The following is a 26,665-nucleotide window of genomic DNA, read 5'->3' as shown; positions in this document are numbered from 1 at the left end:
AGAAATTGTTCTGGGAGGGCTCGCACCATGGGAATGGTGCAGAATTGTCGGGAAAGTCGCTTCGCCTCTGTCGTGTTGCGGTACCACATCACACCCCAGCGTCTTCGGACATAGGTCATCATGGACGAAGCCGCTGACAGAATTCAAGCCATCACTTGTACAAGCGTCGATGTATCTTCAGCTGCGAGATCTATGACCTTCCCGGCACGGCGTTGAACGTGCCTGAACAGGTGCGCTCGTTAGTGGTTATTGGCCCGAAACGGAGCTGGGCGCGGTTGCAATCCCAGGAAATGCCGGATGACCGGCTTGTCCGGGCCTGCATGGAATTTCGTGACCTCCGCCTGGATATCGGCATCGGCCTGCGAGACGCGCTTGTGCTGACGCAGGTGCTCCGCCCAGGATTCGACCATGAACCATTCGAGGATGCAGTCGGGGTCTGCGGCGTCCTCGCTGATGCCCCAGACGAAGGCGCCGTCCCGGCGCCGCTCCGGCGCGAGCCGAGCCACCGCCTCGAGGAAGGCCGCCCGGTTTTCGCGAGCGACGCGGTACTCGATCGTGATGGTGACGGGGCCGCGGTCATGTTCGACCGGATCGGCGATTGCCGGTTCCGGCCAGTGGGCGGAAGGGGTGAGATCGGCCTCGCCCGCCGGTAGCCGCAGGCGCAGGACCGCCATGGCGACCAGCGCGAGCGCGAGGGCTGCGACGAGCAAGGTCGCGTGCAGTCCGATTGCTTCGGCAACAAGCCCCCAGAGCAGGCTTCCGGCCGCCGAGGCGCCGTTGAAGATCGTGAGGTAGATCGCCAGACCGCGCCCGCGCACCCAGTTTGGCAGGATGGCTTGCACCGTGCCGTTCAACGTCGTCGGCGCCGCGATCCAGGCGCCGCCCAGAACGAGCAGCATGAGGATGGCAAGCCATTGCGGTGGCACCGCCGCCAGTGCCGCCGTGACAGCGGCGGTGACGAGCGCGGCGCCGAGCATGATGCCGTCGGTATCGAGATGGGCCCGGATCCGCGGCAGCACGATGGCACCCGCGATTGCACCAGCTCCCACAGCTCCGAGAAGGAGGCCGTAGAAACCGGCGCCGCCGCCGAGCATCTGCCGGGCGACGAGAGGCAGCAGCGCCCAAATGGCGCTGGCGCCTGCGAAGAACAGGACGGCACGCAGAAGAACCCGGTGAAGCTCGCGGCTGGCGCGGGCGTAACGCAGCCCCGCCCTGAAGGCGCCGCCGAAATGCTCGCGCAGTTCGTCGTCGGCGCCGGCAGGGCGTTGCCACCAGAGCAGTGCCGCGACGACGAAGACATAGCTCAGGACGTCGGCGCCATAGGTCACGGCCGCGCCAAAGGCCGCCAGGAGTGTGCCGCCGGCGGCAGGGCCGATCGCACGGGCAATGTTGATGCCGAGCGAGTTCAGCGCGACGGCATTGCGCAGCTCGGCCTTCGGCACGAGCTCGGGCACGATCGATTGCCAGGTCGGCCCCATCAGCGCCGCACCGACACCGCCAACGAAGGTCAGCCCGACCAGGAGTTCGATCGTCAGCCGGTTGGTCAGTGCCAGCATCATCAGGACAGCGCTGGTGAAGCCCAGCAGCAACTGGACGCCGATCAGCAATTTCCAGCGATCGACGATATCGGAGAGCACGCCGGCCGGGATCGCGAGCAGGAAGATCGGCAAGGTCCCGGCGACCTGGATCATGGCGACAGCCGAAGGCGACCCGGAGAGATCGGTGACCAGCCAGCCGCTTGCGACATCGCGCATGAAGGAGCCGATATTGCCAAGGACCGTCGCTGCCCAGAGTACGGCGAAGACGGAGTGCCGCAGCGGCGAGAAGGCCGAAGACGTTGGTCGAGGCGCAGTATCGTGTGGCCCCTGTGCCATCAGGCTTGTGCTCCCCGGCCCAAACGGGCGGAGAGCACCGCCAGGAGCACCAGCCCGCCGACAATCGAGACATGCTCGAAGAAGATGTTCTGATGTAGGAAGCGCTCGCCCGCGGGCTTCAGCCAGAAGGCATGGGCATAGAGCGTCGCGACAGCCGTAAAGCCGGCCAGTGCCGCCGCCCCGATCCAGGCGTAGCGGCCGCCGGCGATCAGCAATGCGGAGCCGCCGAGTTGCGTCAGGATGACGAGCACGGCGAAGTGTGCGGCGGGTTCGAGACCGGTCAGTCCACGCACCTCTCCGACGGCGCCGCCAAAATCGGCGAGCTTGGCGACACCGCTGATCAGGAACGGCGCGGCTACCGCGATCCGGGCGAGCAGCGCCAGCCAGGACTGGCTCAGCAGTCCTTCGACAGCTTGCTGCAAGGTGGTGAAAGACGAGGCCGGCATGTGCACGGGTTCCCTGTGATGAAGCCGCCGCCTCAGAAAGCCCAGCAGGAGCACCCAAGCGCCCCCCAGAATGAGCCCTCATCGCGCACCGGTACGGTTGCGGCCAAGGCCGAAGCGTGAGCGTGGCCATGGACGCCGCAGGCGCTGGCGCAGCCACACGCGGCAGCGAAGGCATACTTGCGGTCATCCATGCCCGCGCGCTTCTGGTAGCCGCCGAAGGTCCTGACCGGCGACCAGTCCGGCATGGCCGGCGGCAGCGGCGGGGCAAGCCCGGCATAGTCACCTGTGCCGTGAACCGGTTTGCCGCCGAGCAGGGTCAATACGCTCTCGATGTCCTGGATCTCGTCCTCCGGCACGTTCATGAAATCGCGATCGAGCACGACGAGATCGGCAAGCTGGCCGGCCTTGATCTGCCCCTTCTTGCCTTCCTCGGTCGAGAACCAGGTATTGGCCTGCGTCCAGAGTCGAAGCGCGCTTTCGCGGTCGAGCAGGTTGCGCTGCGGGTAGAGCCTGAGGCCGCCCAGCGTCTTGCCGGTGACGAGCCAGGCGAGCGAGACCCAAGGGTTATAGCTCGCGACACGCGTGGCGTCTGTGCCGGCACCGACGGGAATGCCAGCCTCGAGCATCCGCGCGATCGGAGGTGTGCGTTCGGCCGCCTTGGCGCCATAGCGTTCGACGAAATCCTCGCCCTGGAACATCATCCGGTGCTGCACGGCGATGCCGCCGCCGAGCGCCGCGATGCGGTCGATGTTGCGGTCGCTGATCGTCTCGCAATGGTCGAAGAACCAGTGCAGCCCCTGCAAGGGCGTGTCGCGGTTGACCTTCTCGAAGACGTCGAGCGCGCGCGTGATGGTTTCGTCATAGGTCGCGTGCAGGCGCCAGGGCCAGCGGTTCTCCGCGAGCAGCCGCACCACGGGTTCGAGATCGCCTTCCATGGTGGAGGGCATGTCCGGCCGCTCGACCCTGAAATCCTCGAAATCGGCGGCCGAATAGACCAGCATCTCTCCGGCGCCGTTATGGCGATAGAGATCATCGCCCTGGCCGGGCTTTACCTGGCTGGCCCAGCCCGCGAAATCCGCGAGTTCTTCCTTCGGCTTCTGCGTGAAGAGATTATAGGCGAGCCGCAGGGTCAGTTCGCCTGCGGCATGCAGCTTTTCGATGATCGCGTAGTCATCAGGATAGTTCTGGAAGCCGCCGCCGGCATCGATGATGCTGGTCACGCCGAGCCGGTTCATCTCGTGCATGAAATGGCGCGTCGAGTTGAGCTGGTACTCGGGCGGGAGCTTGGGCCCCTTCGCCAAGGTGGCATAGAGGATATTGGCGTTGGGCTTGGCAATCAGCAGCCCGGTCGGGTTGCCGTTTGCGTCGCGCTGGATTTCGCCACCTGGCGGATTGGGCGTATCCTTGCCGTAACCGACGGCACGGAGGGCGGCGCCATTGAGCAGGGCGCGGTCATAGAGATGCAGGATGAAGACCGGCGTCTCGGGGGCGATCGCGTTGATCTCGTCGAGCGTCGGCAGGCGCTTCTCGGCAAACTGGTGCTCGGTGAAGCCGCCGACGACGCGCACCCATTGTGGTGGCGGCGTCACCTCGACCTGGCGATTCAGCATCTCCATCGCCTGAGCAAGCGAACGTACACCGTCCCAGCGCAGCTCCATATTGTAGTTCAGCCCGCCGCGGATGATGTGCATGTGGCTGTCGATCAGCCCCGGAATGGCACGCCGGCCACCGAGGTCGACGATCCTGGTCGTCGGGCCCGCCAGGGCGCGCATGTCCTGTTCCGCTCCGACGCCGATGAAACGGCCACCGGCGATGGCGACCGCCTGCGGATCGGGGTTGCTGCGGTCAAGAGTGCTGAAACGTCCGTTCACGAGGAGGAGCTCGGCGGTCATGGTGGCTTGTCCTGTGGGGGAAGTCTGGGCGGCGGGCTGGCCGCCAAGCAGCGCCGAAAGCGCGCCGGCCGCGCCGCCGAGCGTGGTCTGTCTGCGGGTCGGGTTCATGAAGCCTTGCTTCCGACATCGTCGCGTTCGGTCTGCTTCTCGACGGAGCGCGCGGGCAGGGCGCCGAAGAGATGCTCGCCGCATTCGCTCCTGATCCAGCCGAGGCTGAGCCCTTCGCCCGTCAGGACGCGCTTGGCGATCGGTACGATCTGTTCCCCGGCCAGGATGCCGAGGAGTCCGACCAGCGCCACCACCGGCGGCGCCGGCGAGCGAACATTGAGCAGGCTATAGATGACGCCGACCAGCAATCCGGCCGCCAAGGCCAGCAGATAGGGCTTCATATCGACCTCCCTTGGGCTCTGGCGACGCGACAATCAGCCTTTCACGAAGGCGAGCAGATCGGCGTTGACCAACTCTGGATGGGTCGTGCACAGCCCGTGCGGGAGCTTCTCGTAGACCTTGAGCGTGCCGTGCTTCAGCAGCTTGATCGAGATCAGCGCCGCATCGGCGATCGGCACGATCTGGTCGTCATCGCCATGCATCACCAGCGTCGGCACCTCGACCGCCTTCAGGTCCTCGGTGAAATCGGTCTCCGAGAAGGCCTTGATGCCGTCGTAATGCGCCTTGGCGCCCCCCATCATGCCCTGGCGCCACCAATTCTCGATGATGCCCTGCGACGGTTTCGCACCCGGGCGATTGTACCCGTAGAAGGGCCCGCTCGGCACATCGAGGAAGAATTGCGCGCGATTGGCGGCGAGCGCCTGCCGGAAGCCGTCGAAGACCTCGATCGGCAGGCCGCCCGGATTGGCCGCGGTCTTCAGCATCAGTGGCGGCACCGCGCCGATCAGCACCAGCTTGGCGACGCGGCCCTTGCCGTGGCGGACGGTGTAGTGCAGCGCCTCGCCGCCGCCGGTCGAATGGCCGACATGGACGGTGTTTCGCAGGTCGAGATGCTCGACCACTGCCGCGGCGTCGGCGGCGTAATGGTCCATGTCATGGCCGTCTCCGGTCTGGGTCGAACGGCCATGGCCGCGCCGGTCATGGGCAACGACGCGGTAGCCTTTCGCAAGGAAGAACAGCATCTGCGCGTCCCAGTCGTCTGAACTGAGTGGCCAGCCATGGTGGAAGACAATGGGCTGCGCGTCCTTCGGACCCCAGTCCTTGAAGAAGATCTCGAGACCGTCCTTTGTGGTGACCTTGGGCATGATCAATGTCCCTCTTGTGCGCCGAACATGGTCTTGGCGTAGATGATGCCGAGCCCGTAGGCCCCGCCGAACTTCTTCGCGATGCCGGTGGTGAGCTCGTAGGTGTCAGTCCGCGCCCAGTCGCGCTGCAGCTCGAGCAGATATTGCAACGCGGTCATCGGGCGGGCGCCGGCCTGCACCATCCGCTCCACGGCCCGCTCATGCGCCTCTTCGGAGACGTCTCCGCAAGCATCGGTGATGACGTAAACTTCAAAACCCTGGTCGATGGCCGAGAGCGCGGGGCCGACGATGCAAACCGAAGTCCAGAGGCCGGCAAGCACGATGCGACCCTTGCCGATCTCGTTGACGCGCGCGATCACTGCGGCATCCTCCCAGGTGTTCATGGAAGTGCGGTCGAGCAGCTTCTGGCCGTTGAATGCTGTCGTGATCTCGTCGAACATCGGCCCGGAAAAACTTTTCTCGGCGACGGTGGTCAGGATGGTCGAAACGCCGAAACCGGCGGCGGCATGGGAAACCAGAGCGGCGTTGTTGCGCAGCGCGACGGCATCGATCGACTTCGTTGCGAAGGACATTTGCGATTGAAAGTCGATCAGGATCAAGGTGTGATCCTGGGGGGAAAGTAGCAGTTTACCTGGAACCGGAGTTGCGCGAGCCATGAACCAACCTCCATCGCGGCAGTGAACACGGCTGCACGCTAGCGCTGTAATACAGCCTCGACCAGTAGTAACCTTACGGATACCACGAGCTTGTCATGAACAAGATTGAAAGAATTGAAGTCGGCGATGGCAAATGCCGCGTGGAACCTTTGCTTAAATTCCTTGCCCAGGAATGGATGAGCCATATCGTCTGGGTTCTCGGGCAGAATAACGCGCTGCGGTTTGCGGAGCTTCGTCGCGCCCTTCCCGGATCGATCTCTGCACGCGTCCTTTCCGCACGGCTGAAGTCACTTGAGAGCAAGGGCTTCGTCATCCGCTGCGACTTGAGCGAGAATGTCCGCCATGTCGAATATAGCCTGACTGAGGAAGGGCAAGCTCTCGACGCCGAGCTGAGGCGGAGCGAGGCCTTTTCCTCTGCCCGTCATCGTCAGGTCATGGGGAGTTCGGCGGGCGAGTAAACACCCGCCGGAAGGGGCCCGCGCCAAGGTCGGCACCTTGAGCCGCCTGCCGTTCAAATCGAGAGCATCGTTGGGGGAATTCAGACCTTACGGCTGGGTGCGAAGACCTCGTCCACCGAGGCTGGCGCCCTGCAGCAGCCCGACCAGATCGGCTTGGCGTTCGAGGCCCGTTTTCGCGAAGACCCGTTTCAGAGTTGTCCGAACGGTTTCCTCTCCGATGCCGAGGGCGAGTGCGGCATCGCGGGGGCGGCTTCCGGCGGCGATCAAGGCGGCCAGCTTCGCCTCCGCCGGCGTCAGGTCGAACAGACCCTGGATGACCGAAGCGGTCGGAACCTCTCCGGGGACGACCGGCGTCACGACCAGAATGGCATGGGCTTGCGAGAGCACGTCGTGGCCAGCCCCGGTCACCGGCACGAGATGCGCGATGAAGGGCGGATTATCGCGCTCGGCCGCAATCGGAATCGAGCGGACGGCGGCATCGTGCGGCTCTTTGCCCAGGGCCGCGAAAGCCTGGAGGAACAAGCGGTCCGCAGAAGGATTGGCGAGCGCCAGTCGGGATGGGCGGTCCTGCGCGACATCCGGCATCAAGTTGACCAGGAGCGAATTCGCCGCAAGGGCCCTCCCGCGCCATCCGAGCACGGCCGCAGGCAGGCCGATCATCTCAAGCGCGTGCGCAATGGTTCGGGCACGCTCCATGTCGAGCCGCGCAGCCAGAATGCCGGCGCGGGCAAAATGGGAACGCGTGCGGTCGACCTGCGCGACGAGATCGCGTCCGACCGGGCCCGATGCATAGTCGCGTTCGGCATGGACGATGATGGTGTCGCCGCTCGGAACCTCGATCGCGGTCGCGACGCCGAAGCCATAGCCACGCGGGATGAAGAAATCGCGATAGATCGGGTCCTGCGCCATCTCCTGCATGGTGAAGACGTCGGCATCGGTTGCGAAACCGGGGTGTTGCAGCGCCATCAGGCGTTTGGTCCGCTCGTTGGAGGCTCCGGGATAGAGGCTGAGAAAATCGAGCCAGAGCTGTTCAAAGGCGGGCGAGGAGTTGATGAAGCGCATCTCGTCGCCCCGGACGGTGCAAAGCACCGCGTCCTTTGCGCTGCAGATATCGGCGAATTTGGCGAGCACGGAAGGCCAGAGGCTTGGCACAACGGCTGCCTCGTATACGGCATCGATGAGCTGATGCTCTCGTGGATCGCTCATTCCACCCTCCGGTCCTGACCGATCATCGGCTGATACCGCGCTGATTCAGCAATACAACAATAGTCTAGGACGCTTCGACCATCGGCCGGCTCCCCCCATCGATGCCCCCTTCCAATCCACGATCCCCAGGGGTACGTGCCGCCTTCTTGTCGATGACCGGGTCAGCGGAGCCGATCGGAATCGTTCGGCGCAAGAATTTGGAAATCGTTGGCCGCCGGGTTTGACCGGATGGACCCCGCCCTTTCTCCTGGCTGATCTCAAGCCAACTCGACCATCTCTACCCAATCCGGGCTGTTCCCCACCTCGACCCGGTCGGTCACACTGAGCCCGCCGCTTCCGCCATCGATCGCATAAACCGTAGCGTGGTCTGTCAACTGTCCCAATACCACCAGGTAGCGCCCGGTCGGGTCGATGCCGAAGCCGCGAGGCTGGGTCTCGGTCGGGATATGCTGCAGCGGTCGCAATTTGCCGTCTCGCTCGACCGCGAAGCTCGCCAATGACGAGCTGTTCCGCTCGGAGCCATAAAGAAAGCGGCCGTCCGGCGTAATCTGGATATCGGCGCCCCAAGGCTTTCCACCGAAGCCGGCGGGCAGCATGGTGACGACCTGCGTGGCGTTGAGCGCGCCCTGTTCCGGATCGTAGTCGAAGACCGTGACCGAAGCGTCGAGCTCACCCAGCAGGTACAATCTCTTGTCGGCAGGAATCACGAGTGCTGAAGCATCCGGGATTGAGAGCGAACGTCGCTTGGTTAAAACGATGGCGGCGTGCAGGCGCTTACGACTTCACAAGCAACCGGTCCCACGCATCTGAAACGATGCGGCCTTCGGCTATCGAAATAATAGGCATCACCGGGTCCTAGTATTCGGCGCTGATCCTCTACCGTGACCTCCAGGCGGCCAGTCAGAATGATGCCGCCCTCTTCGCCATCATGAGCGAGCAACACCCGACCTGTGTCGGTCCCTGGTTCGTAGCGTTCTTTCAGGATTTGAAGCGCTCGACCGAACAGGCTCTCGCCCACTTGTCGGTACGAAATCCCGCCCTTACCAATCTCAACCAATTCACTGGCTTGGTAGAAGGTCTGTTGCGGCCTGTCAGGCTCAAATGAGAAGAATTCGCTGAGTCCAATTGGAATTCCGTCGAGAATTCGCTTTAAGACTCCAACAGATGGGCTAATGGAATTCGACTCGATCAGTGATATTGAAGAATTGGCTATGCCAACGCGTCTTGCGAGGGTGCGTTGCGATAAATTGTATTTCTGTCGAATAAATCTGAGGCGAGCCCCTACGTCCACGGTCACTGCACTCTCCTCCCAAATGCTGCCAACCCGTACTTCGTCAGAGGCGATCCTCGATACATCTTCATCCCGTGCGTTCGCCTTGAGAAATATGCCCCCCCTGTGTTTGGCGCGAAGGGGACAGCTGATCCGTCAAAGGGGGGCGCCAACTGGCCCGAATGAACCAAATTTCATGTCAGAGAGCACGGACATGGCGCAGCCGCACTCCTGCATCGATGCCGGTCGCTGGCTGTTTCTTCTGTTCAATATCCGCATCAAAGCATCATTGCCTCCTTATAAATCAGTCTTTTATGTTGCGACTGAAACAGACTTGTTGGCAATGACGGAACGTGGCTTGTGGCAGGCAGACAAGGGAGCACGCCATGACCGCCAATACGCCGCCTGCCTCATTGCAGAACGCCCGCTCGCTCGACAGCTACTGGATGCCCTTTACCGCCAACCGGCAGTTCAAAGCTGCGCCGCGGCTGCTCGCCTCGGCGCAGGGCATGCACTACACCACCGATGACGGTCGCAAGGTGATCGACGGCACAGCCGGGCTCTGGTGTGTCAACGCCGGACATGGGCGTCGCCAGATCACGGAAGCGGTCGAGCGCCAGCTTTCGACGCTCGATTACGCGCCGTCCTTCCAGATGGGGCACGCGATCGCCTTCGACTTCGCCGAGCGCCTCGCTGCCCTGGCGCCAGGGCTTGGAGACGCGAAGCTCGACCGCGTCTTCTTCACCGGTTCGGGCTCGGAATCGGTCGACACGGCTCTGAAGATCGCCATCGCCTATCAGCGCGCGATCGGGCAGGGGACGCGCACCCGTCTGATCGGCCGCGAACGCGGCTATCACGGCGTCGGCTTCGGCGGCATTTCGGTTGGTGGTCTGGTCAATAACCGACGCGTTTTCCCGCAGCTTCCGGGCAGCGATCATTTGCGCCATACGCATGATCTTGCCCGCAACGCCTATACGAAGGGGCTCCCCGAGCACGGCGCCGAACTCGCCGACGACTTGGAGCGCCTGGTCGCGCTGCATGGCGCGGAAACGATCGCGGCCGTGATCGTCGAGCCGGTCGCAGGCTCGACCGGCGTTCTGTTGCCGCCGAAGGGCTATCTGCAGCGCCTGCGCGAGATCGCGACACGCCACGGCATCCTGCTGATCTTCGACGAGGTCATCACGGGCTTCGGCCGTCTCGGTACGGCCTTTGCCGCGGACTACTTCGGCGTGGTGCCGGACATCATGACGACGGCCAAGGGCCTGACCAATGGTGCGGTGCCGATGGGGGCCGTCTTCGCCAGCCGCAAGGTGCATGATGCTCTGATGACCGGTCCGGAGGCCGCGATCGAGCTGTTCCATGGCTACACTTATTCCGGCCACCCGATCGCCTGCGCCGCTGGCCTCGCGACGCTCGACATCTATGCCGAGGAGGGCCTCCTGACGCGCGCCGCGGAACTCGCCACAAAATGGCAGGAGGCGATGCACAGCCTCAAGGGCGCTCCCCATGTCATCGATATCCGCACCATCGGCCTCGTCGTCGGCATCGAGCTCGAGTCGCGCGCTGGCGCGGCCGGGGCGCGGGCGTACGATATCTTCGTCGACTGCTTCGAGAAGGGGCTGCTCATCCGCGTCACCGGCGACATCATCGCTCTGTCACCCCCGCTGATCGTCGAGCCCGGACAGATCGACGACATGGTGTCGCTGCTCGGCGAAGCCCTGAAGCGCGCTGCCTAGAGGAAGCGTCGGTGCCTTCCCGGCCGTTGCGCTCGCCGCATGCGAAGATCCGGAAGGGGGCGCTTCATACCGGATGCTGCTGCAGCCATTCCAGCAGCATCACGTAGCTGACGGCCAGAAGCACGGGCCCGACAAACAGGCCGAGGGGCCCGTCGACAATCATGCCGCCGATAACACCCGTCAGAATGACCGGCATCGGGACATTCAGTCCCCTGCGGAGCATCAATGGTCTGTTATTGTCGCCGAGACCGACGACGATATTCCAGATCAGAAAGATGACCGCTGGTTGCGTTGCTTCGTAAAGGAAGACATAGCCGACCACAGGCAGCATCAGCAAAATCTGCGGCACCTGCATGATGCCCAAGATGAGCGCAACAAGCGTCAAGGGACCGGCTGCCTGAATTCCGATGGCGAAGAAGCCCAGGTCCAAAAGCGATGACTGGACCAGAGCCACGCCAACAACGCCGAGCCCCATGCCGCGGATCGTGGCTGCGGTCAGCGTGACCAGTTGCTCCGCGCGCTCGTTGCTTCCTGTGACGCGTGTCAACAGGCATCGAGCGAATATTGCAGCGTCCCTGCCGTAGAGAATAAGTATCGCGGCGATCGCGAAGGACAGTACGAATGAGAGCTCGCCAACGGCAAGGCCGCCAGCGAATGTAGCCAGCCATGCCAAGGGACCGCTGAGCAGGTGGCTCCACTGGCGACGGACAGAAGCCAAGCGCTCTCCAACACGCTCGTCAGCGTGCCGATGGCGACTTCGCGAGATCAGATTAAGCCATCCGGAGCAGCGTGCTTGACCGGCGAATACAATCACTAGACAGTTCCGGCCGTCGCGTCTCGCTCATGGAAGCCTTCGATCTGCTACGTGGCCGGCGCCTTGCTCAAGCGATCAAGATACAGATAGAGGCGCTTTGCCTCGCTATAATGGAAGGCCGCGGCGGTCTGCTTGGTACCGGATATGGTTTCCTAACCTTACGGGGTCTAAGCTGATGGAACCCAAAAAGAAAAGGCGCGCCTTTTTCTTCGCTCTCGCACAACAATTCCGCGTGATTGGGCCCATTCTGTCCGGGGTGCTGGTCGTCATGATCGGGCTTGGATTGGTGATCGGACGCATAGAGGATTGGCGAATAAACGAAGCTCTCTACTTCACGTTCGTCACCGGCCTTACTATCGGTTACGGAGATTTTACGCCGAAACATATCAGTTCGCGCGTGCTCGCCATGTTCATCGGGTTCGCCGGCATCGTCCTGACCGGCCTTGTTGCAGCGGTCAGCGTCCAGGCGCTCCGCGCAACGGAATCGATTCTACCGACGAGAAATAGGGCTCACCTGAGAACGCCTGGAATCACGGCCGGAGCCCAAACGAAGGGCGTCAGTTCCAAGACAAGGAAGGCCTCCCTGATGGCAATGATTGCCCCGCTGCTCCGGGAAATCCGCCACAATGCCATTCTCTGGCTGTTGGTGATGGTACCCGCGGTCTTCATCGCCCAGCGGCTCAAGCCCGAAGCACACACACTCCTGTTCGTGCTTGCCGTACTGGCACTCGTACCCCTGGCGACGTTGCTGAGTCACGCGACGGAGTCCGTCGCCGTCAAGACAGGCGATGCCGTGGGCGGCCTCCTCAACGCCACGCTGGGCAACCTGACCGAGCTGATCATTGCGCTGGCCGCGCTGCGTGCCGGTGAATTCACAATGGTGAAGGCGTCGATCGCCGGAGCGATCGTGACCAATACTCTGTTCATGCTGGGGGCGTCATTTCTGATCGGTGGTCTCAAGTACCATGTGCAGGACTACAATCGGGTCAGTGCCCGCCTCCAAACGAGCCTTCTCTTTCTTGCCGTTGTCGCGATGCTGGCTCCGTCGATCGTCCCCGATGCCGGCTCCGCAACGTCATCGACCTTCGCCCATCAATTGAGCGTGGGCCTGTCGGTGCTGTTGCTCGGGACCTATGCGTTGGGCCTGGTATTCTCGCTTAAGACACATCGGGAGTTCTTCCGCAGCATCGACTCAGCGGAGGCCGGCGAAGAGGCATTGCCGTTGGGCTTGGCTCTCGCGACCCTGGCGGGCGTTACAGTCCTCGTGGCACTGGTCAGCGAAGTCTTCATCGAAACCGTGCAGCAGGCCGCCGTCGCGCTGGGCATGACGCCCGCGTTTGTGGGATTCATCGTCGTGGCGCTGGTCGGCGGCGCTGCCGAAATGGCCTCGGCGTTTTCCGGCGCGAGCAAGAACCGGCTTGACCTGAGCGTGGGCATCGCCCTGGGAAGCGCATCCCAGATCGCGCTCTTCGTCGCTCCGGTGCTCGTCCTGCTCAGCTACGTCATTGGTCCAGCGCCAATGAGCTTGCTGTTCTGGCCGGGCGCGGTCGTCATGGTGCTCATTTCCACGCTGACCGCGTTCCTGACGACCAGCGGTGGTCGCTCGACCTGGTTCGTCGGGGTGCTCCTGCTGATGGTCTATCTGATTTTCGCCATGACGCTTTATCTTCTGCCGCCAAATGCGCTGTAGATGAAGAGGCCACGATCTTGGCCCGTTAAAGCATCGGCCCGAAAAGTGGATTGCGGTTTTCGGGAAAGCCGATGCAAACACAGAAGGTTGGATCATCGGACCGGATACGATATCCGCTCCGATGATCTAGTCGGTCATCGGCCTGCACCGCCCGCCGGCGCATCGGGCCGATGCAATCCTGGGCATTGCGAGGCCCGTCCCCGCGGTGCCAGCTTGGCCTCCTGTCGATCTGGCTGACGAGACGCGGCACTTGCCTGCCGCGTCATGCCAATGGAGGGGCCCTGCCTTGAGCGAACCTTGCGATCTCAGCGCCGTCGAGGCGCGCGCCCTGATCGGGGTGAAGTCCCTCTCCGCCAGCGAATTGCTGGAGAGCTGCATTCGCCGCATCGATGCCGTCGACCCGGCCGTCAATGCCATGGTTGCGCGTGATGACGAACGGGCGCGAGCGACGGCGCGGAAGGCCGATGAGGCGACGATGCGCGGCGATGCGCTCGGCGCCCTGCATGGCCTGCCGGTCGGCATCAAGGATCTCGAGAATGTCGCCGGCCTGCGGACCACCTATGGCAGCCCGTTGTTTCGCGACTTCGTACCGCCCGAGGATCAGCTGATCGTCGCCTCGGTCCGCAAGGCTGGCGCCATCATCGCCGGAAAGACCAACACGCCGGAATGGGGCGCCGGCGCGAACACGCGCAATGCCGTCTATGGCGTTACCGGCAATCCCTTCGATCCCTCGAAATCGGCTGCCGGCTCCTCCGGCGGGTCCGGCGTCGTGCTGGCAACCAACATGGTGCCGATCGCGACCGGCTCGGATACGGGCGGCTCGCTGCGCAATCCGGCGGCCTTCAACGGCGTCGTCGGCTTCCGGCCGACGCCGGGGCTGGTGCCGAGCGACAAGCGGCCCTTCGGCTGGAACCCGCTGAGTGTGCTGGGTCCGATGGCCAGGACCGTGCCCGACCTCTGCCTGCTGCTCTCGACCATGGTCTCGGACGATGCCTGCGATCCGCTGGCAACGACGATCTTCGGCCAGACCGTGCGCAAGCCAGGGGATTTCGCACGGCCGGCCGAGATCGACCTCGCCTCGCTGAAAGTCGCCCTCACGCCCGATTTCGGATTCGCGCCGACCGAGCGGCATATCCGCGAGGTCTTTGCCGAGAAGACCGGGCTGTTCAGTCACCTCTTTGCCGTGGCGGATGAAGCGACGCCCGATTGCCGCGGCACTGACGAAAGCTTCGAGGTGTTGCGCTCGCTCTCCTTCCTGGCCTCGATGCATGAGCGGGTGCGGGATACGCCCGAGCTGGTCGGCCCCAATGTCCGCGCCAATGTCGAGGAAGGGCTGCGCTACAACGCGCTCGACGTCACCCAGGCGCTGAAGCAGCAGACCGTACTCTACAGGAACTGGCAGAGCTTCTTCTCGCGCTTCGACGTCATCCTGTCGCCGGCGGTGACGTTGAGCCCGCGGCCCTGGAGCGAACTCTATCCGGCCGAAATCGACGGCAAGGCGACGCGCACCTATTTCCACTGGCTGGCCCTGGCCTATGCCGCCACCGTGGTCGGCCACCCCGCGATCTCGCTGCCGGTGGGACTGGATCGCAACGGCATGCCGTTCGGTCTGCAGATCGTCGGTCCGCGCGGCGGAGACGCCAAAGTGCTTGCCGTCGCGGCGGCTCTGGAGCGCGTGCTGGCCGGCGATCCGCGTACCGCGCGACCGGTGCCGGACATTGCCGCGCTGGCGAAGGCCCCGCGCCTGAGCGACAGTCCAGGGTTCCTGGGATTCGACTGACGCGCCATCACCGGCAACACGACAACAAGAGGGGATTTCCGTTGAAGCGCCGTACGTTCTTGAAAGGGGCCGTCGCAGCCGGCCTCGCCAGTACCTCGTTGACATCTCTCGCCCGGGCCCAGGCCGGGCGCTCCACCCTGATGAAATTCGTGCCGCAGGCCAATCTGAGCGCGCTCGACCCGATCTGGACCACGGCGACCGTGACCAATAATCACGGCTATTATGTCTTCGACACGCTCTTCGGCGCCGATATGGACTTCAAGCCCCAGCCGCAAATGGCCGAAGGGCACGAGGTGCTGAACGATGGCAAGACCTGGCGCATCAAGCTTCGTGACGGTCTGGTCTTCCATGACGGCGCGCCGGTCAAGGCTGCCGATTGCGTCGCCAGCCTGAAGCGCTGGTGCCAGCGCGACCCCTACGGCCAGTTGCTGGCCAAGGTGGTTGAAAACTGGCAGGTCGTCGATGATCGGGTCTTTGAGATCAAGCTGACGCGCGCCTTCCCGACCATGCTCGAGGCGCTGGCCAAGGTCGATACGCCGCCCTTCATCATGCCCGAGCGGCTGGCCGGGACCGATGCCAGCAAGCAGGTGACGGAAATCATCGGCTCCGGCCCCTACCGTTTCATCCCCGGCGAGTATGTCTCCGGCAGCCGGGTGGTCTACGAGAAATTCGCCGGCTACAAGCCGCGCTCCGAGCCGGCGAGCCGCAATGCCGGCGGCAAGACAGGCCATTTCGAGCGCGTCGAATGGCAGGTCCTACCCGATCCCGCGACTGCGGCTTCGGCCATGATGAAGGGCGAGGTCGACTGGTGGGAGCGCCCGCTGACAGACCTTCAGCCGCTGCTCGCGAGCAATCCCGAGATCAGGCGGGAGGCAACGGACACCTCCGGCCGCATGGCGATCATGCGGCTGAACCACCTGCATCCGCCCTTCAACAATCCCAAGGTGCGCCAGGCCGTTCGCATGGCGGTGAACCAGGAGGATTACATGCAGGCGACGCAGGGCGACGACACCACGCTCTGGCAGACCTGCCGCAGCCTCTGGCCGCGCGGCACGCCCTATTATACCGGCGAGCAGGAAGACCTGATGCCGCAAAGCCTGGACAAGGCCAAGGCAGCACTGGCGGCGTCCGGTTATGCCGGCGAGAAGGTCGTCATCATCAGCCCCACCGACTTCCCGGATATCGGCCCGCTCGGGCAGGTCACCGGTGAGTTGCTGCAACGCCTGGGCATGAATGTGCAGATGGCGGACAGCGACTGGGGCACGGTCGTGCAGCGCCGTGGCAATCGCGAGAGTGTCGAGAAGGGCGGCTGGAGCATCTTTCATACCACCGGCCCGGCGGTGGGCTGGAGCAACCCGGCCCTGTCGCTGCTCGTCCGAGGTCAGGGGGCCAAGGGCTGGTTCGGCTGGTGGGAGAACGAGACCGCCGAGAAGCTGGCCGAGGAATGGCTCTACGCCGCCGATGCGGCTGGCCAGAAGAAGGCTGCCGTCGCCTTGGCGCGGCTGGCACTGGAAGAGGTCGCGACCATTCCGCTCGGCCAGTTCGTCATCCGCACGGCCTATCGCAAGAGCCTGACCGGCATGTTGCAGGGCTCTGCACCCTATCCCTGGGGCCTGCGCCGGGCCTGACCGGCGCAGGCGGCGTCGCGTCAGGCCGCAGGGCCTGCCGCGACCGCAGCCGACCAGGGCGATACGAGATCGCTGCAACCCTCCGCGCCGTCCTTGTCGGCGCGGATCAGGTTCGGGCAGGCGAAGTTGATCGGCAGCACGCCGTGTTCGACGACCGAGACCGGTCCGGCCGCTTCCAGCGCTACGAGAACATCGTGCGGCAGGCGGCAATCGGCGCTGGTCGAATCCGGTCCGGACACGTCGATGCGCGGCGCATGGGCGGCCTCGTCGACATCCATGTCGAAATCGAGCGTCCAGGCCAGGCTCTGGTAGACGCTGGCGAGAATGCGCCGGCCGCCCGAGGCGCCCATGGCAAACCGGGGCCAGGTGCCGTCCTTCGGCGTCACCACGACCGGGCACATGTTGCAGAGCGGCCGTGCGCCGGGGGTAATCGCATTCGCGCTGCCGGGGCGCGGATCGAACCACATCATGCCGTTGTTCATCAGCACGCCGGTCTCGGGCAGGACGACGCGGCTGCCCATCGAGGAGAGCAGCGTGGTGGTGATGGCGACAAGATTGCCTTCGCCATCGACAACGGTCAGATGCGTGGTGCAGGTGTCGGCCGGCTCCGGTGCAGCTTGCGCGGCGCCGAGACCGGCGAGGCGCTCGGCATAGGCCTCGCGCATCACCGTCGAGAGTTTTGCGAACCAGGCGGCGTCCGGGCCACCCGTCGGCGGAGCGACTGTGGCCATGCCCTCGACCACTGCGGCGAGCGTCGGGGCGGCCGTCAACCCGCCGGCAGTGTGCAGCACATGGGTGCCGCGCCAGTCGATCACGGGAGCCTGTCGGACGGCCGCCTGGCAGCCTGCAAGGTCGGTCGCATCGACGACACCGCCTACGGCCGCGATGTCTGCTGCGAGGCGCCTTGCAATTTCGCCTTCGTAGAAGTCGCGCAGGCCGGCCTGGGCCAGGCGCTCCAGCGTCGCTGCAAGATTGCCGAGCTTCATGAAGCCTGGGACACCCTGATAGGGTGGCACGGGCGGCAGGCCATCAGGCAGATAGATGCGGGCGCTTTCCTCATAGAGCCGCAAGACGGAAGCCGAGGAAGCGATCTTCAGCGTCGTGTACCAGTCCTGCGCCAGTCCGCGCCTGGCAAGGGCGATGGCAGGCGCGAGGAGTTCGGAGACCGGCAGCCCGGTGCCGAAATGCTGTTTCAGCGCCGCATAGCCCGCAACCGATGAGGGGATGCAGAAAGAGAGCGGTCCGTGGATGTTGCGGTCATCGACCACCGCCGGCCAGGTGAAGAGGTCCTTCTTCATCGCGCCAGTCAGCGGGTAGTCTGCCGGGTCGGCGCGGCGCGGTGCAACGGGGCCGAAATCGACGACCTGCGCCCGGGTCTCGCCGGCCTTCAGCACAACGGCGAAGCCGATGCCGCCGAGACCGCTGTTCCAGGGTTCGACCGCGGCGAGTGCGAAGCAGGCAGCGACGGCGGCGTCAGCGGCGTTGCCGCCCGCTTCCAGGATCGCCGCGCCGGCCGCGGCGGCCTCGCGGTTCTGCGAGACGACGATGCCGTTCTTTCCGCGCGCCGAGGGCTTGGTCAGATTCCAGTTCTGCGTCCGGTAGACATTCTCACGCGCGCTCTTGGCAACGGCCATGGACCCAACTCCCCCTTGTTCAGTTGCGCCATGCTTCCACGATTCCCGGATGTGGCGGAAGGCTGGCAAAGCAGGCCCGCCCTGCGGCCGGCTCGGGGGCGGTCGCAGCGCCGGGCGCTGGACCTCACGTTCAGGTTGTCGCAGCAAATGGCTGGCGCAATGCGTGCAAGGCATTAATCTCGGGAATGGATTGAACCTCCGCCGCACTTGCAGCGACAAACCTGCGAGCCGGCATGCAGGGCCTCGAGCGATGCATACCGAACCCGACGAAGACCTCGTCAAGCGGATCGCCTCGGGCGACCGGCTCGCCATGAAGGTGCTGTTCTCGCGGCACCAGGTGCATGTCTATCGTTTCGCGCTGCGGCTCGTGCGCGACGAGACGGTTGCGGAGGATGTGATCAGTGACGTCTTCATGGATCTCTGGCGGCAGGCGGACCGGTTCGAGGCGCGCGCCAGCGTCACGACCTGGCTCCTCGCCATCACTCGCAACAAGGCCTATTCGCTGCTGCGCAAGCGGCGCGAGGCTGGCCTCGACGACGAATTTGCGGAAACCATCGAGGACGAGGCCGACGATCCTGAAATCGTGCTGCAGAAGCAGGACAAGGGTCTCGCCATCAGGGCCTGCCTCGGGAAACTCAGCCTCGAACACCGCGAGGTCATCGATCTCGTCTATTATCACGAGACCTCCGTGGAGGAGGTGGCGCGGATCGTTGGCATCCCCGAGAACACCGTCAAGACGCGGCTCTTCCATGCGCGCAAGAAGCTGGGCGAACTGCTCAAGGCGGCCGGCATCGATCGGGGCTGGCCATGAGAGTTTTCGTAGGCCGGTTCGATCCGCCCAATCGGGAGGCGCGCCATGACTGACAGCATCGCGACCGATCCGAGGCGCAGCGAGCTCGAAGAGCTGCTGCCCTTCTACGCCAATGACCGCATCTCGGCTGCCGACAAGGCGCGCGTCGAGGGGGCGCTGGCGACCGATCCCGAACTTGCGGCGCGGCTCGATATCATCCGCGAGGACATGGCGGAGACGATCCTGCTCAACGAGAGCCTGGGCGCCCCTTCGCCACGCGCGCTCGACCGCCTGATGGCTGGCATCGAAGCCGAGCCGCAGCAGGCGCCGCTGCTGGCGCGGGCCCGCGGCGGCTTCCTGAGCTGGCTCGGCCAATGGCTGGCGGCACAGCCGCCGCGTAGGCTTGCCTATGCCAGCGCAGCGGCACTGGCATTGATTGCGATTCAGGGCGTTACGCTGACTGGCCTCGCCTTGCGCGGTGGCGGGGCTGGCTTCCAGACCGCCTCGGCGCCGGGGACGTCGTCCTCGGAGCGCTATGTCCTGCTCAGCTTCGCGCCGGACGCAAAGGCCACCGACATCGCCGCATTCTTCAAGCGCTACGAGGCGTCGGTGGTCGACGGTCCGCGCGCCAATGGCTTCTTCAAGGTGCGCGTCGGCGACGCAAAGCTGACGTCGGCGCAGGTCGACGCCATCGCCGCGCGGATGAAGGCGGAAGCGGCGATCATCAGCTTCGTCGCGCCGGCGCCGTGACGAACGCGTGGAGGGCGCGATCATGGTAGTCTTTCAGCCGGAAAAACGGGGGAGTGTCGTGCCCCGCCACAGCAACGAGCCGCGGCGACATCTCGCTCTATTCGTTGGTGGTGTCGGGCTTGCAATGCTGTTCAGCTTGCCGGTTTCGGCCCAGGAGTTTGGCGGTCGCGGACAGAGCGTCACTCCCGGCTTTCAAAGACAGGCGCCGAGCGTCCAGAGGATACCCGCGACGCGCCCGCCCGTCGGGCGTCCTGATGGCGTTCCGACCCGCCCGCCGCGCTATCCCGGACGCTATCCGGGCGGGGGTGGCTGGGGGCCTGCGGCGGTCGGCGTAGGCGCCGGCATCATTGGTGGCCTGATCCTGGATCAGGCGAGCCGCCGGCCGGTCATCATCGAGGACTTTGAGGACGAGGAGCCGGTGTTGCGCCGGCCGCGGCGCCCGCCGCCGGTCCGAGAGGTTGCGCCGCCCCGGACGCGCCGTGCCGCTCCTCCCGTCGCTCCGCCGCCGATCCGGGCTGCTCGGCCGGCCCCGCGCCAGCCCAATGTGATCGTGCCGCCAGCCACCGAGCGACGGTTGGTCAATGAGGAGATCCTGTTCGAGCTTGCGCCGAGTGCGCAGGCCGACGCGGTGCTTCGCCGCTATCGCGCGACACAGATTGCCAGCCGACGCTTCGAGCTTGCCGGCATCATCATCATCCGTGCGCGTCTCGAGGGCGGCCGCAGCGCCAGAAGCGTGCTGGCCCAGATGGCGGGCGATCCGCGCGTCGCCAGTGCCCAGCCGAACTATCTCTATGCTTTGCAGCAGGATGAGCCGAAGGGCGCCGCCCAACCAGCGAGCGCGGATGTCGCGCCGGCACCGCCAGCAAGCAAGCCTGACGCCGTCGAAATACCGATCATCATCCCCGACCTTCCCCCGATCCCGCCACTTGTCTCGATTGCGCCGAAGCGCGAGCTGCAGCCGCAATATGTGGTCGAGAAGCTGCATCTCGACGATCTGCACAAGATCGCGCGCGGCGCGGCGATCCGCGTGGCCGTGATCGATTCCGGCGCCGATACGACCCATCCGGAGCTGCAGGGTGTCCTTGCCGGCTCATTCGATGCGCTCGGCGGCGACGTTCAACCTGATGCGCACGGCACCGCGATGGCGGCGGCGATCCTGGCACAGGCGCAGTTGCAGGGGGTTGCTCCAGGTGCGCGGCTTCTGGCGGCGCGCGCCTTCTCGGGGTCGGCGACGGCCGGGCCCGCCAATGGCACGACCTTCCATATCCTGGCGGCGCTCGACTGGGCGGCGGGCGAGGGCGCCCGCGTTCTCAATCTGAGTTTTGCCGGCCCGCAGGACCGGCTGCTGTCACGTTCGCTAGCAGGGGCCAAGGCCAAGGGCATGGTCGCGGTCGCGGCTGCGGGGAATGGCGGAGCAAAGGCAGCGCCGCTCTATCCCGGCGCCGATCCGAATGTCATTGCGGTCACCGCGACCGATGCGGACGACAAGCCGTTCTCCGGCGCCAATCGTGGTGATTACATCGCAATCGCCGCACCGGGAGTCGATGTGCTCGCAGCCGAGCCACAGGGGCGCTACGCCTTCTCGTCAGGCACCTCGATCGCAGCGGCACATGTCTCCGGCCTCGTGGCGCTGCTGCTCGAAAAGCGACCGGAGCTCGGCCTCGATGATGTGCGCAGGCTCCTGAGCGAAAGCGCCGTCGATCTCGGGAGCAGGGGCAAGGACCCTGTCTTCGGAGCGGGCCGGGTCGATGGATCGGCGGCCCTGTCGCGCGCCCTGCCGGTGTCGACGGCTCGCCCCTGAAAGAAATTCAGTGCTGCTTTGAACCTTCTGCGCGCCCGCCGCGACTAATGGTCATGGAGGGCGAATGGTTCGCTCCCGTTCGAACGGCAGGAGACAGGACGATGACCAAGTTCACGAAGAGCATGACCGCCACCCTCGCCGCCCTGACGCTTGGCACCGCGATCCTCGCCAGCGCCGGTGGAGCCGAAGCCCGCCCGCGCTATCGCGGCCCGCACTGGGGTGTCGGTGCCGGCATCGTCGGAGCGCTGGCCGTCGGTGGATTGCTCGCCGCGTCAGCTGGTCGTTCCTATGCCGAACCTGTCTACGAGGAGGATGCTCCCGTGCGCCGCTGCGAGCTGGTCGAACGCATCAACCGCTTCGGCGAAGTCGTCGGCCATCGCCGGGTCTGCAGCCTCTACTGAGCCAGCGCGTGGGTTCCTGCAATCCGGCTCTCCGGTGCCTCCGGAGGGCCGGACCCGTTTGTGCGTACAGCAGCAACTGGTCCAGAAGTATCCGCGCTGGGCGACGCGCAGCATCGCTTGCAGAGCATGGCAATGAAATTGTCCGGCCTCTCGGCTTGCTTTAGTGAGCGACTGACTGGTTAGCCGAGACATAAGTCATAGCTCATGAACGTGACTACGCCGGTCGGGGTCGCCCGTCGCGCAACAATGCCGGTGCTGATCGCGCTCAGCGTCACGCACCTGCTCAACGACCTGATTCAGTCGCTGATTCCGGCGATCTATCCGATCATCAAAACCGCCTATGCGCTCGACTTTGGACAGATCGGGCTGATCACCCTGACATTTCAGGTCTCGGCCTCGCTGCTGCAGCCGCTGGTCGGTTTCTACACCGACAAGAAACCGATGCCGTATTCGATGGTCGTCGGCATGGGGTTTTCCCTGTTCGGCCTCGTCGGGCTGGCCTTTGCCAGCAGCTACCCGCTGCTGTTGCTGGGGGCAGCCTGCGTCGGCATCGGTTCTTCGATCTTCCATCCCGAAGCAACGCGGATGGCGCGCAATGCGTCCGGCGGGCAGCATGGGTTGGCACAAGGGATCTTCCAGGTCGGCGGTCAGACCGGCGGGGCGCTTGGGCCCTTGCTGGCAGCCTTCATCATCGTGCCTAACGGCCAGGGCAGCCTGGCATGGTTCTCGGCGGCGGCGCTGATTGCCATGGTGCTGATGATCTGGACCGCAGGGCAGTCCGCACTCGTCGGAATGCGGCAGGTGCACGGCAAAGTCGCGGGTGCCGCCGTCCCGACCGCGATTCCGGCACCGCCTCTGGCGAGCGTTGCTCCGGCCGTCGCAATCCTGATTATCCTGCTGTTCTCGAAGAATGCATACAGCGCGAGCTTCAGCTCGTTCTACACGTTCTACCTGATCGGGAAATTCGGCGTTTCCGTCCAGACCTCCCAGGTCATGCTGTTCCTGTTCCTGGGATCCTCGGCGGCCGGCGCCCTGTTCGGCGGCATGCTCGGCGACAGGATCGGGCGCAACAAGATCATCTGGTTCTCGATCCTGGGAGCGCTGCCCTTCACGCTCGCGCTGCCCTATACCGACCTCTTCTGGACGGGCGTCCTGACCGTCATCATCAACCTGATCATGTCGAGCGCCTTTGCCGCCATCCTGATCTATGCGATGGAGCTGTTGCCAGGCCGCATCGGCCTGGTCGGGGGCTTCTTCTACGGGCTGTCCTTCGGACTCGGTGGCATTGCGGCGGCCCTGCTCGGCGAATTCGCCGACCAACTCGGAATCGAGACGATTTATCGGATCTGCTCGTTCCTGCCGGCAATAGGCCTGCTCGCCTGGTTCCTGCCAACCCTGAGGGAACCGGGACATAGCTGAGCTATGGAGGGTTCGGCCTTGCATGGCTCGTGGCCGGACAAGTCTGCGGCACGGCCCCTGACAGGCTGACGGCTTGACCTTCTCGCTCGCTTCAGCCTCATGTCCGGCCACCATGCACCGCCCCAAACTCCTCTTCGTCGTCACGGAAGACTGGTTCTTCGCCTCCCATTTCCTGCCGATGGCGCGGGCTGCGCGCGAGCTTGATCTGGATGTCGTCGTGATTGCGCGCGAGCGCCAGCATCGCCGCGTCATCGAGGCGACGGGCGCCCGGCTGATTGCGCTCGAAGCGGAACGGGGCAGCCTCTCGCCGCTGGCGCTGTTGCGCCAGGTCCAGACGCTTAAGCGTCTGATCACGGCCGAACGGCCCGATATCCTGCACTGCATCGCGCTGAAGCCGATCGCGCTGGCAGGCCTCGCCGGCAGGCTCGCCGGGATCGAGCGACGCGTCTATGCGCTGACCGGGCTCGGTTTTCTCGGGGCAAGACAGGGACAGCTCGCTGCCCTGGCGCGGCTGGCGGCCCGGACCTGGCTGCGCGAGGCGATAGACGGACCCGGCGTCCGCTTCCTGTTCGAGAATCCTGACGACCCGGTGATGCTGGGGCTCGATCCGCAGAACAAGGGCAAGGTCGCGATCGTCGGCGGCGCGGGGGTCGATCCGCTCGTGCTGATGCCGGAGCCGATGCCGCCGGCGCCGCCGCTCAAGGTCGCGCTGGTCGCCCGCATGCTCTGGTCGAAGGGCGTCGACCTCGCCGTCGAGGCCGTGAAGCTCGCCAGGGCGCAGGGCGCGCGCGTCGAACTCACCATCCATGGTGCGCCCGACTCGTCCAATCCGAAGGCGATCCCCGAGACGACTCTCAAGGAATGGGCTGCGCGCCCTGGCATCCACTGGGCCGGCCCGACGCGCGATATCGAAGGGGTCTGGCGGGCGCATCATCTCTGCTGCCTGCCATCGCGCGGCGGCGAGGGGCTGCCGCGAACGATCCTCGAGGCGGCGGCCTGCGGGCGCGCCATCCTGACGACCGATGTGTCGGGCTGCCGCAGCTTTGTGCGCGATGGGCAGGACGGCATGGTGGTGCCGCCGGACGATGCGGCTGCGCTCGCCAGGGCGCTGATGGTGCTCGCAGGCGCACCAGGGCTGGTCGAGCGGATGGGTGCGAGCGCGCGCAACCGCCTGCTCGATGGCCACACCGAACGCGACGTCATGGATGCGGTGAAGGCGCTCTATCGCGGCTTGCTGGCCCGGCCCCAGACGGATGTCGCGGCGTGAGCGCGCCTCTCGCCACGCTTGACCGGCGCGGCTTCATCCTCGCGCAGACGCGGCTGCTGCCGGTGCCCCATGCGTCCGAGATCAGCCTGCATGTCGCGGAAGAGGCGACCGAGCTCTGGCAGAAGACCGAGGACGAGCTTGCGGTCATTGGGCTGCCGCCGCCGTTCTGGGCCTTCGCCTGGGCGGGAGGGCAGGCGCTGGCGCGGCATCTTCTCGATCATCCCGGGATCGTGCGAGGCAAGCGCGTGCTCGATTTTGCCAGCGGCTCCGGTCTCGTCGCGATCGCGGCGGCAAAAGCAGGAGCCGCACATGTCCAGGCTTGCGACATCGATGCCTTCGCTGCCGAGGCGATCGTGCTGAACGCGGAGGCGAACGGTGTCTCCGTTACTGCGACGCTGCAAGACCTGATCGGGCGCGACGACGGCTGGGAGCTGATCTGCGCCGGCGACGTCTGCTACGAACGAGCCATGGCCGAGAGCGTGGTCGGCTGGCTCTCCGGGCTGGTTGCCCGCGGCGCGGAGGTGCTGATCGGCGATCCGGGACGCAGCTATCTGCCGCGGGAGCGCCTGCAGGAACTGGCGACCTATAAGGTCCCCGTGACGCGCTCGCTGGAAGACGCCGAGATCAAGAAGAGCACGGTCTGGCGACTGGGGATCGCCTGACCCGATGATCTAGCTAACCTTCTGTGTTTGCATCGGCTTTCTCGAAAACCGCAATCCACTTTTCGGGCCGATGCCTTATACCGAGTCCCGGAGATCGTGACTCGGGCCGGCTTCTCAAATCAGCCCCGGCCTGATTCAACATGGCGAACGAGGGAGGTTCGCCATGGCTATTCCGCTTCGGGCTGATTTCGATGGGCAGATGACGAGGGCTGCGGCCAAGCGGTCCAAGGACGGGTCGCAGGCGCGCCGCCTTTTGGCTTTGGCGGCGATCTATGACGGGGCGACGCGGACGGAGGCGGCCAGGATTGGCGGCGTGACGCTGCAGATCGTGCGCGACTGGGTGATGAAGTTCAACGCGCTGGGGCCAGATGGTCTCATCGACCGCAAGGCGCCGGGACAGTCGCCCCGGCTCAACGGCGCATGCCGGGCGGCCCTGGCTGCGATGATCGAAAGCGGGCCAACGCCGGCGATCCACGGCGTCGTCCGTTGGCGGATCATCGATCTCTGCCAGTGGTTGTACGAGGAGTTCAAGGTCACCGTCGCCAAGCAGACCCTGAGCCGGGAACTTCGGGCCATGGGCTATCGCAAGCTCACCGCCCGTCCTCGCCACCATGCGCAGGCCGATGGCGCGATCGAGGATTTTAAAAAACATTTCCCGCCCGCGTGGCGCAGATCGCCGAAGACAAGGCCATCGCACAGAGCGACATAGAAATCTGGTTCGCCGACGAGGCGCGGATCGGCCAGAAGAACAAGATCACGCGGCGCTGGGCCCGACGCGGCACGCGCCCATCGGCGCCGCACGACCAACGCACCGCATCGACCTATATATTCGGCGCGATTTGTCCGATGGAAGGCAAAGGTGCGGCGCTCGTCCTGCCGACGTGCAACACCGAGGCGATGAACCTCCACCTCGCCGAAATTGCAACAGAGATCGCTCCGGGCAAGCACGCCATCCTGTTGCTCGATCAGGCCGGCTGGCATCTGTCGAGCCGCTTGGTCGTTCCACCCAACATCACGCTCGTGCCATTGCCGTCGAAATGCCCGGAGTTGAACCCGCAGGAGAACGTCTGGCAGTTCATGCGCGACAACTGGCTCTCAAACCGCGTGTTCAAATCTTACGAGGATATCGTCGATCACTGCTGCTACGCCTGGAACAAGCTCATCGACCAGCCATGGCGCATTATGTCCATCGGCATCCGTGACTGGGCCTATCGGTTCTGATCAACGAGACTTGGTAT

General features: G+C 64.9%; 24 protein-coding genes and 1 pseudogene. 14 read left to right on the top strand and 11 right to left on the bottom strand.

Going from position 1 to position 26,665, the window contains the following annotated elements; translation table 11 throughout:
• Window positions 1-239: 239 nt before the first annotated feature.
• The 6 genes from FG93_RS11625 to FG93_RS11600 all read right to left on the bottom strand — a co-directional run bounded on the left by FG93_RS11625 (window position 240) and on the right by FG93_RS11600 (window position 6,121).
• Window positions 240-1,874, bottom strand: coding sequence for an MFS transporter (locus FG93_RS11625; protein WP_043234620.1), 1,635 nt, complete (start codon window positions 1,872-1,874; stop codon window positions 240-242).
• Window positions 1,874-2,320 (bottom strand): DoxX family protein, encoded by a 447-nt coding sequence (locus tag FG93_RS11620; protein WP_043234619.1) that lies wholly within the window; start codon window positions 2,318-2,320, stop codon window positions 1,874-1,876. The genes FG93_RS11625 and FG93_RS11620 overlap by 1 nt, the downstream gene beginning before the upstream one ends.
• A 32-nt stretch (window positions 2,321-2,352) precedes the next feature.
• Window positions 2,353-4,212: an amidohydrolase gene (locus tag FG93_RS11615; protein WP_244448587.1), complete on the bottom strand. Its 1,860-nt coding sequence runs from the start codon at window positions 4,210-4,212 to the stop codon at window positions 2,353-2,355.
• 104 nt (window positions 4,213-4,316) lie between these two features.
• Window positions 4,317-4,601: a XapX domain-containing protein gene (locus tag FG93_RS11610; RefSeq protein WP_043234617.1), complete on the bottom strand. Its 285-nt coding sequence runs from the start codon at window positions 4,599-4,601 to the stop codon at window positions 4,317-4,319.
• A gap of 33 nt (window positions 4,602-4,634) precedes the next feature.
• On the bottom strand, window positions 4,635-5,465 hold the full coding sequence (locus FG93_RS11605) for an alpha/beta fold hydrolase (protein WP_043234616.1): 831 nt from the start codon (window positions 5,463-5,465) through the stop codon (window positions 4,635-4,637).
• 2 nt (window positions 5,466-5,467) lie between these two features.
• Window positions 5,468-6,121, bottom strand: a complete 654-nt coding sequence (locus FG93_RS11600; RefSeq protein ID WP_043234614.1) for a hydrolase — start codon at window positions 6,119-6,121, stop codon at window positions 5,468-5,470.
• Window positions 6,122-6,216: 95 nt separating this feature from the next.
• On the opposite strand from FG93_RS11600, the gene FG93_RS11595 reads away from it, so the two are divergent.
• The gene (locus FG93_RS11595) at window positions 6,217-6,579 is read left to right on the top strand and encodes a helix-turn-helix domain-containing protein (RefSeq protein WP_052513647.1); all 363 of its coding nucleotides are present in this window, start codon (window positions 6,217-6,219) and stop codon (window positions 6,577-6,579) included.
• An 87-nt stretch (window positions 6,580-6,666) separates the two neighbouring features.
• Here FG93_RS11595 and FG93_RS11590 read toward each other — a convergent pair whose 3' ends face one another.
• The 3 genes from FG93_RS11590 to FG93_RS31770 form a co-directional block, all read right to left on the bottom strand.
• Entirely contained in the window at window positions 6,667-7,785 is a 1,119-nt protein-coding gene (locus FG93_RS11590; RefSeq protein WP_052513646.1) for a helix-turn-helix transcriptional regulator, read from the bottom strand.
• A 257-nt stretch (window positions 7,786-8,042) separates the two neighbouring features.
• Window positions 8,043-8,492 carry a beta-propeller fold lactonase family protein gene (locus FG93_RS11585; RefSeq protein ID WP_052513645.1) on the bottom strand — a complete coding sequence of 150 codons (450 nt, stop codon included), beginning with the start codon at window positions 8,490-8,492 and terminating at the stop codon, window positions 8,043-8,045.
• Window positions 8,493-8,533: 41 nt separating this feature from the next.
• Entirely contained in the window at window positions 8,534-9,082 is a 549-nt protein-coding gene (locus FG93_RS31770) for a cupin domain-containing protein (protein WP_081881472.1), read from the bottom strand.
• Between the two features lie 359 nt (window positions 9,083-9,441).
• Between FG93_RS31770 and FG93_RS11580 the strand changes: the two genes are divergently transcribed.
• Window positions 9,442-10,791, top strand: coding sequence for an aspartate aminotransferase family protein (locus FG93_RS11580; RefSeq protein ID WP_043234612.1), 1,350 nt, complete (start codon window positions 9,442-9,444; stop codon window positions 10,789-10,791).
• A 64-nt stretch (window positions 10,792-10,855) separates the two neighbouring features.
• On the opposite strand, the gene FG93_RS31765 is transcribed toward FG93_RS11580, so the two are convergent.
• The gene (locus FG93_RS31765) at window positions 10,856-11,605 is read right to left on the bottom strand and encodes an AI-2E family transporter (RefSeq protein WP_081881471.1); all 750 of its coding nucleotides are present in this window, start codon (window positions 11,603-11,605) and stop codon (window positions 10,856-10,858) included.
• A 175-nt stretch (window positions 11,606-11,780) separates the two neighbouring features.
• Between FG93_RS31765 and FG93_RS33300 the strand changes: the two are divergent.
• From FG93_RS33300 to FG93_RS11560, 4 genes and pseudogenes are all read left to right on the top strand, one after another.
• A pseudogene (locus FG93_RS33300) lies at window positions 11,781-12,068 on the top strand (potassium channel family protein); the annotation flags it as partial.
• 132 nt (window positions 12,069-12,200) lie between these two features.
• Window positions 12,201-13,295: a calcium/proton exchanger gene (cax, locus tag FG93_RS11570; protein ID WP_043234734.1), complete on the top strand. Its 1,095-nt coding sequence runs from the start codon at window positions 12,201-12,203 to the stop codon at window positions 13,293-13,295.
• A gap of 286 nt (window positions 13,296-13,581) precedes the next feature.
• Window positions 13,582-15,075 (top strand): amidase, encoded by a 1,494-nt coding sequence (locus FG93_RS11565; protein ID WP_043234608.1) that lies wholly within the window; start codon window positions 13,582-13,584, stop codon window positions 15,073-15,075.
• Between the two features lie 41 nt (window positions 15,076-15,116).
• Complete coding sequence (locus FG93_RS11560) at window positions 15,117-16,703, top strand: ABC transporter substrate-binding protein (protein ID WP_043234606.1); 1,587 nt, start codon at window positions 15,117-15,119, stop codon at window positions 16,701-16,703.
• Window positions 16,704-16,723: 20 nt separating this feature from the next.
• On the opposite strand, the gene FG93_RS11555 is transcribed toward FG93_RS11560, so the two are convergent.
• Entirely contained in the window at window positions 16,724-18,337 is a 1,614-nt protein-coding gene (locus tag FG93_RS11555; protein ID WP_052513643.1) for a gamma-glutamyltransferase, read from the bottom strand.
• A 250-nt stretch (window positions 18,338-18,587) separates the two neighbouring features.
• Between FG93_RS11555 and FG93_RS11550 the strand changes: the two genes are divergently transcribed.
• The 8 genes from FG93_RS11550 (at window position 18,588) to FG93_RS31760 (ending at window position 26,648) form a co-directional block, all read left to right on the top strand.
• Complete coding sequence (locus FG93_RS11550; RefSeq protein ID WP_043234604.1) at window positions 18,588-19,148, top strand: sigma-70 family RNA polymerase sigma factor; 561 nt, start codon at window positions 18,588-18,590, stop codon at window positions 19,146-19,148.
• Window positions 19,149-19,193: 45 nt separating this feature from the next.
• Window positions 19,194-19,877 carry a hypothetical protein gene (locus FG93_RS11545; protein ID WP_052513642.1) on the top strand — a complete coding sequence of 228 codons (684 nt, stop codon included), beginning with the start codon at window positions 19,194-19,196 and terminating at the stop codon, window positions 19,875-19,877.
• Between the two features lie 58 nt (window positions 19,878-19,935).
• On the top strand, window positions 19,936-21,678 hold the full coding sequence (locus FG93_RS11540; protein WP_161783810.1) for a S8 family serine peptidase: 1,743 nt from the start codon (window positions 19,936-19,938) through the stop codon (window positions 21,676-21,678).
• A 101-nt stretch (window positions 21,679-21,779) separates the two neighbouring features.
• Window positions 21,780-22,079, top strand: coding sequence for a hypothetical protein (locus tag FG93_RS11535; RefSeq protein WP_152579401.1), 300 nt, complete (start codon window positions 21,780-21,782; stop codon window positions 22,077-22,079).
• Window positions 22,080-22,283: 204 nt separating this feature from the next.
• Window positions 22,284-23,498, top strand: a complete 1,215-nt coding sequence (locus FG93_RS11530) for an MFS transporter (protein WP_043234600.1) — start codon at window positions 22,284-22,286, stop codon at window positions 23,496-23,498.
• Window positions 23,499-23,610: 112 nt separating this feature from the next.
• A complete protein-coding gene (locus FG93_RS11525; RefSeq protein WP_043234598.1) occupies window positions 23,611-24,765 on the top strand; it encodes a glycosyltransferase in 1,155 nt (384 codons plus the stop codon).
• A complete protein-coding gene (locus FG93_RS11520) occupies window positions 24,762-25,427 on the top strand; it encodes a methyltransferase (RefSeq protein WP_043234597.1) in 666 nt (221 codons plus the stop codon). Before FG93_RS11525 ends, FG93_RS11520 begins: the two co-directional genes overlap by 4 nt.
• Before the next feature lie 163 nt (window positions 25,428-25,590).
• Window positions 25,591-26,648 (top strand): IS630 family transposase gene (locus FG93_RS31760; protein ID WP_244448579.1). Its coding sequence is split into 2 segments (ribosomal slippage): window positions 25,591-26,121 and window positions 26,124-26,648, totalling 1,056 coding nucleotides; the frame shifts between segments, so codons are not numbered across the junction.
• Window positions 26,649-26,665 lie beyond the last annotated feature (17 nt).

It is taken from the genome of Allobosea sp. LC85, assembly GCF_000735605.1.
In the GTDB taxonomy this organism is placed as follows: domain Bacteria; phylum Pseudomonadota; class Alphaproteobacteria; order Rhizobiales; family Beijerinckiaceae; genus Allobosea.
This window is presented reverse-complemented; position numbering and strand designations above follow the sequence as displayed.

What these genes read in the sequence shown, in the direction of transcription:
- FG93_RS11625 (WP_043234620.1), bottom strand. Translation starts at nt 1,874, where the DNA reads ATGGCACAGGGGCCACACGATACTGCGCCTCGACCAACGTCTTCGGCC.
- FG93_RS11620 (WP_043234619.1), bottom strand. Translation starts at nt 2,320, where the DNA reads ATGCCGGCCTCGTCTTTCACCACCTTGCAGCAAGCTGTCGAAGGACTG.
- FG93_RS11615 (WP_244448587.1), bottom strand. Translation starts at nt 4,212, where the DNA reads ATGACCGCCGAGCTCCTCCTCGTGAACGGACGTTTCAGCACTCTTGAC.
- FG93_RS11610 (WP_043234617.1), bottom strand. Translation starts at nt 4,601, where the DNA reads ATGAAGCCCTATCTGCTGGCCTTGGCGGCCGGATTGCTGGTCGGCGTC.
- FG93_RS11605 (WP_043234616.1), bottom strand. Translation starts at nt 5,465, where the DNA reads ATGCCCAAGGTCACCACAAAGGACGGTCTCGAGATCTTCTTCAAGGAC.
- FG93_RS11600 (WP_043234614.1), bottom strand. Translation starts at nt 6,121, where the DNA reads ATGGCTCGCGCAACTCCGGTTCCAGGTAAACTGCTACTTTCCCCCCAG.
- FG93_RS11595 (WP_052513647.1), top strand. Translation starts at nt 6,217, where the DNA reads ATGAACAAGATTGAAAGAATTGAAGTCGGCGATGGCAAATGCCGCGTG.
- FG93_RS11590 (WP_052513646.1), bottom strand. Translation starts at nt 7,785, where the DNA reads ATGAGCGATCCACGAGAGCATCAGCTCATCGATGCCGTATACGAGGCA.
- FG93_RS11580 (WP_043234612.1), top strand. Translation starts at nt 9,442, where the DNA reads ATGACCGCCAATACGCCGCCTGCCTCATTGCAGAACGCCCGCTCGCTC.
- FG93_RS11555 (WP_052513643.1), bottom strand. Translation starts at nt 18,337, where the DNA reads ATGGCCGTTGCCAAGAGCGCGCGTGAGAATGTCTACCGGACGCAGAAC.
- FG93_RS11550 (WP_043234604.1), top strand. Translation starts at nt 18,588, where the DNA reads ATGCATACCGAACCCGACGAAGACCTCGTCAAGCGGATCGCCTCGGGC.
- FG93_RS11545 (WP_052513642.1), top strand. Translation starts at nt 19,194, where the DNA reads ATGACTGACAGCATCGCGACCGATCCGAGGCGCAGCGAGCTCGAAGAG.
- FG93_RS11535 (WP_152579401.1), top strand. Translation starts at nt 21,780, where the DNA reads ATGACCAAGTTCACGAAGAGCATGACCGCCACCCTCGCCGCCCTGACG.
- FG93_RS11530 (WP_043234600.1), top strand. Translation starts at nt 22,284, where the DNA reads ATGAACGTGACTACGCCGGTCGGGGTCGCCCGTCGCGCAACAATGCCG.
- FG93_RS11525 (WP_043234598.1), top strand. Translation starts at nt 23,611, where the DNA reads ATGCACCGCCCCAAACTCCTCTTCGTCGTCACGGAAGACTGGTTCTTC.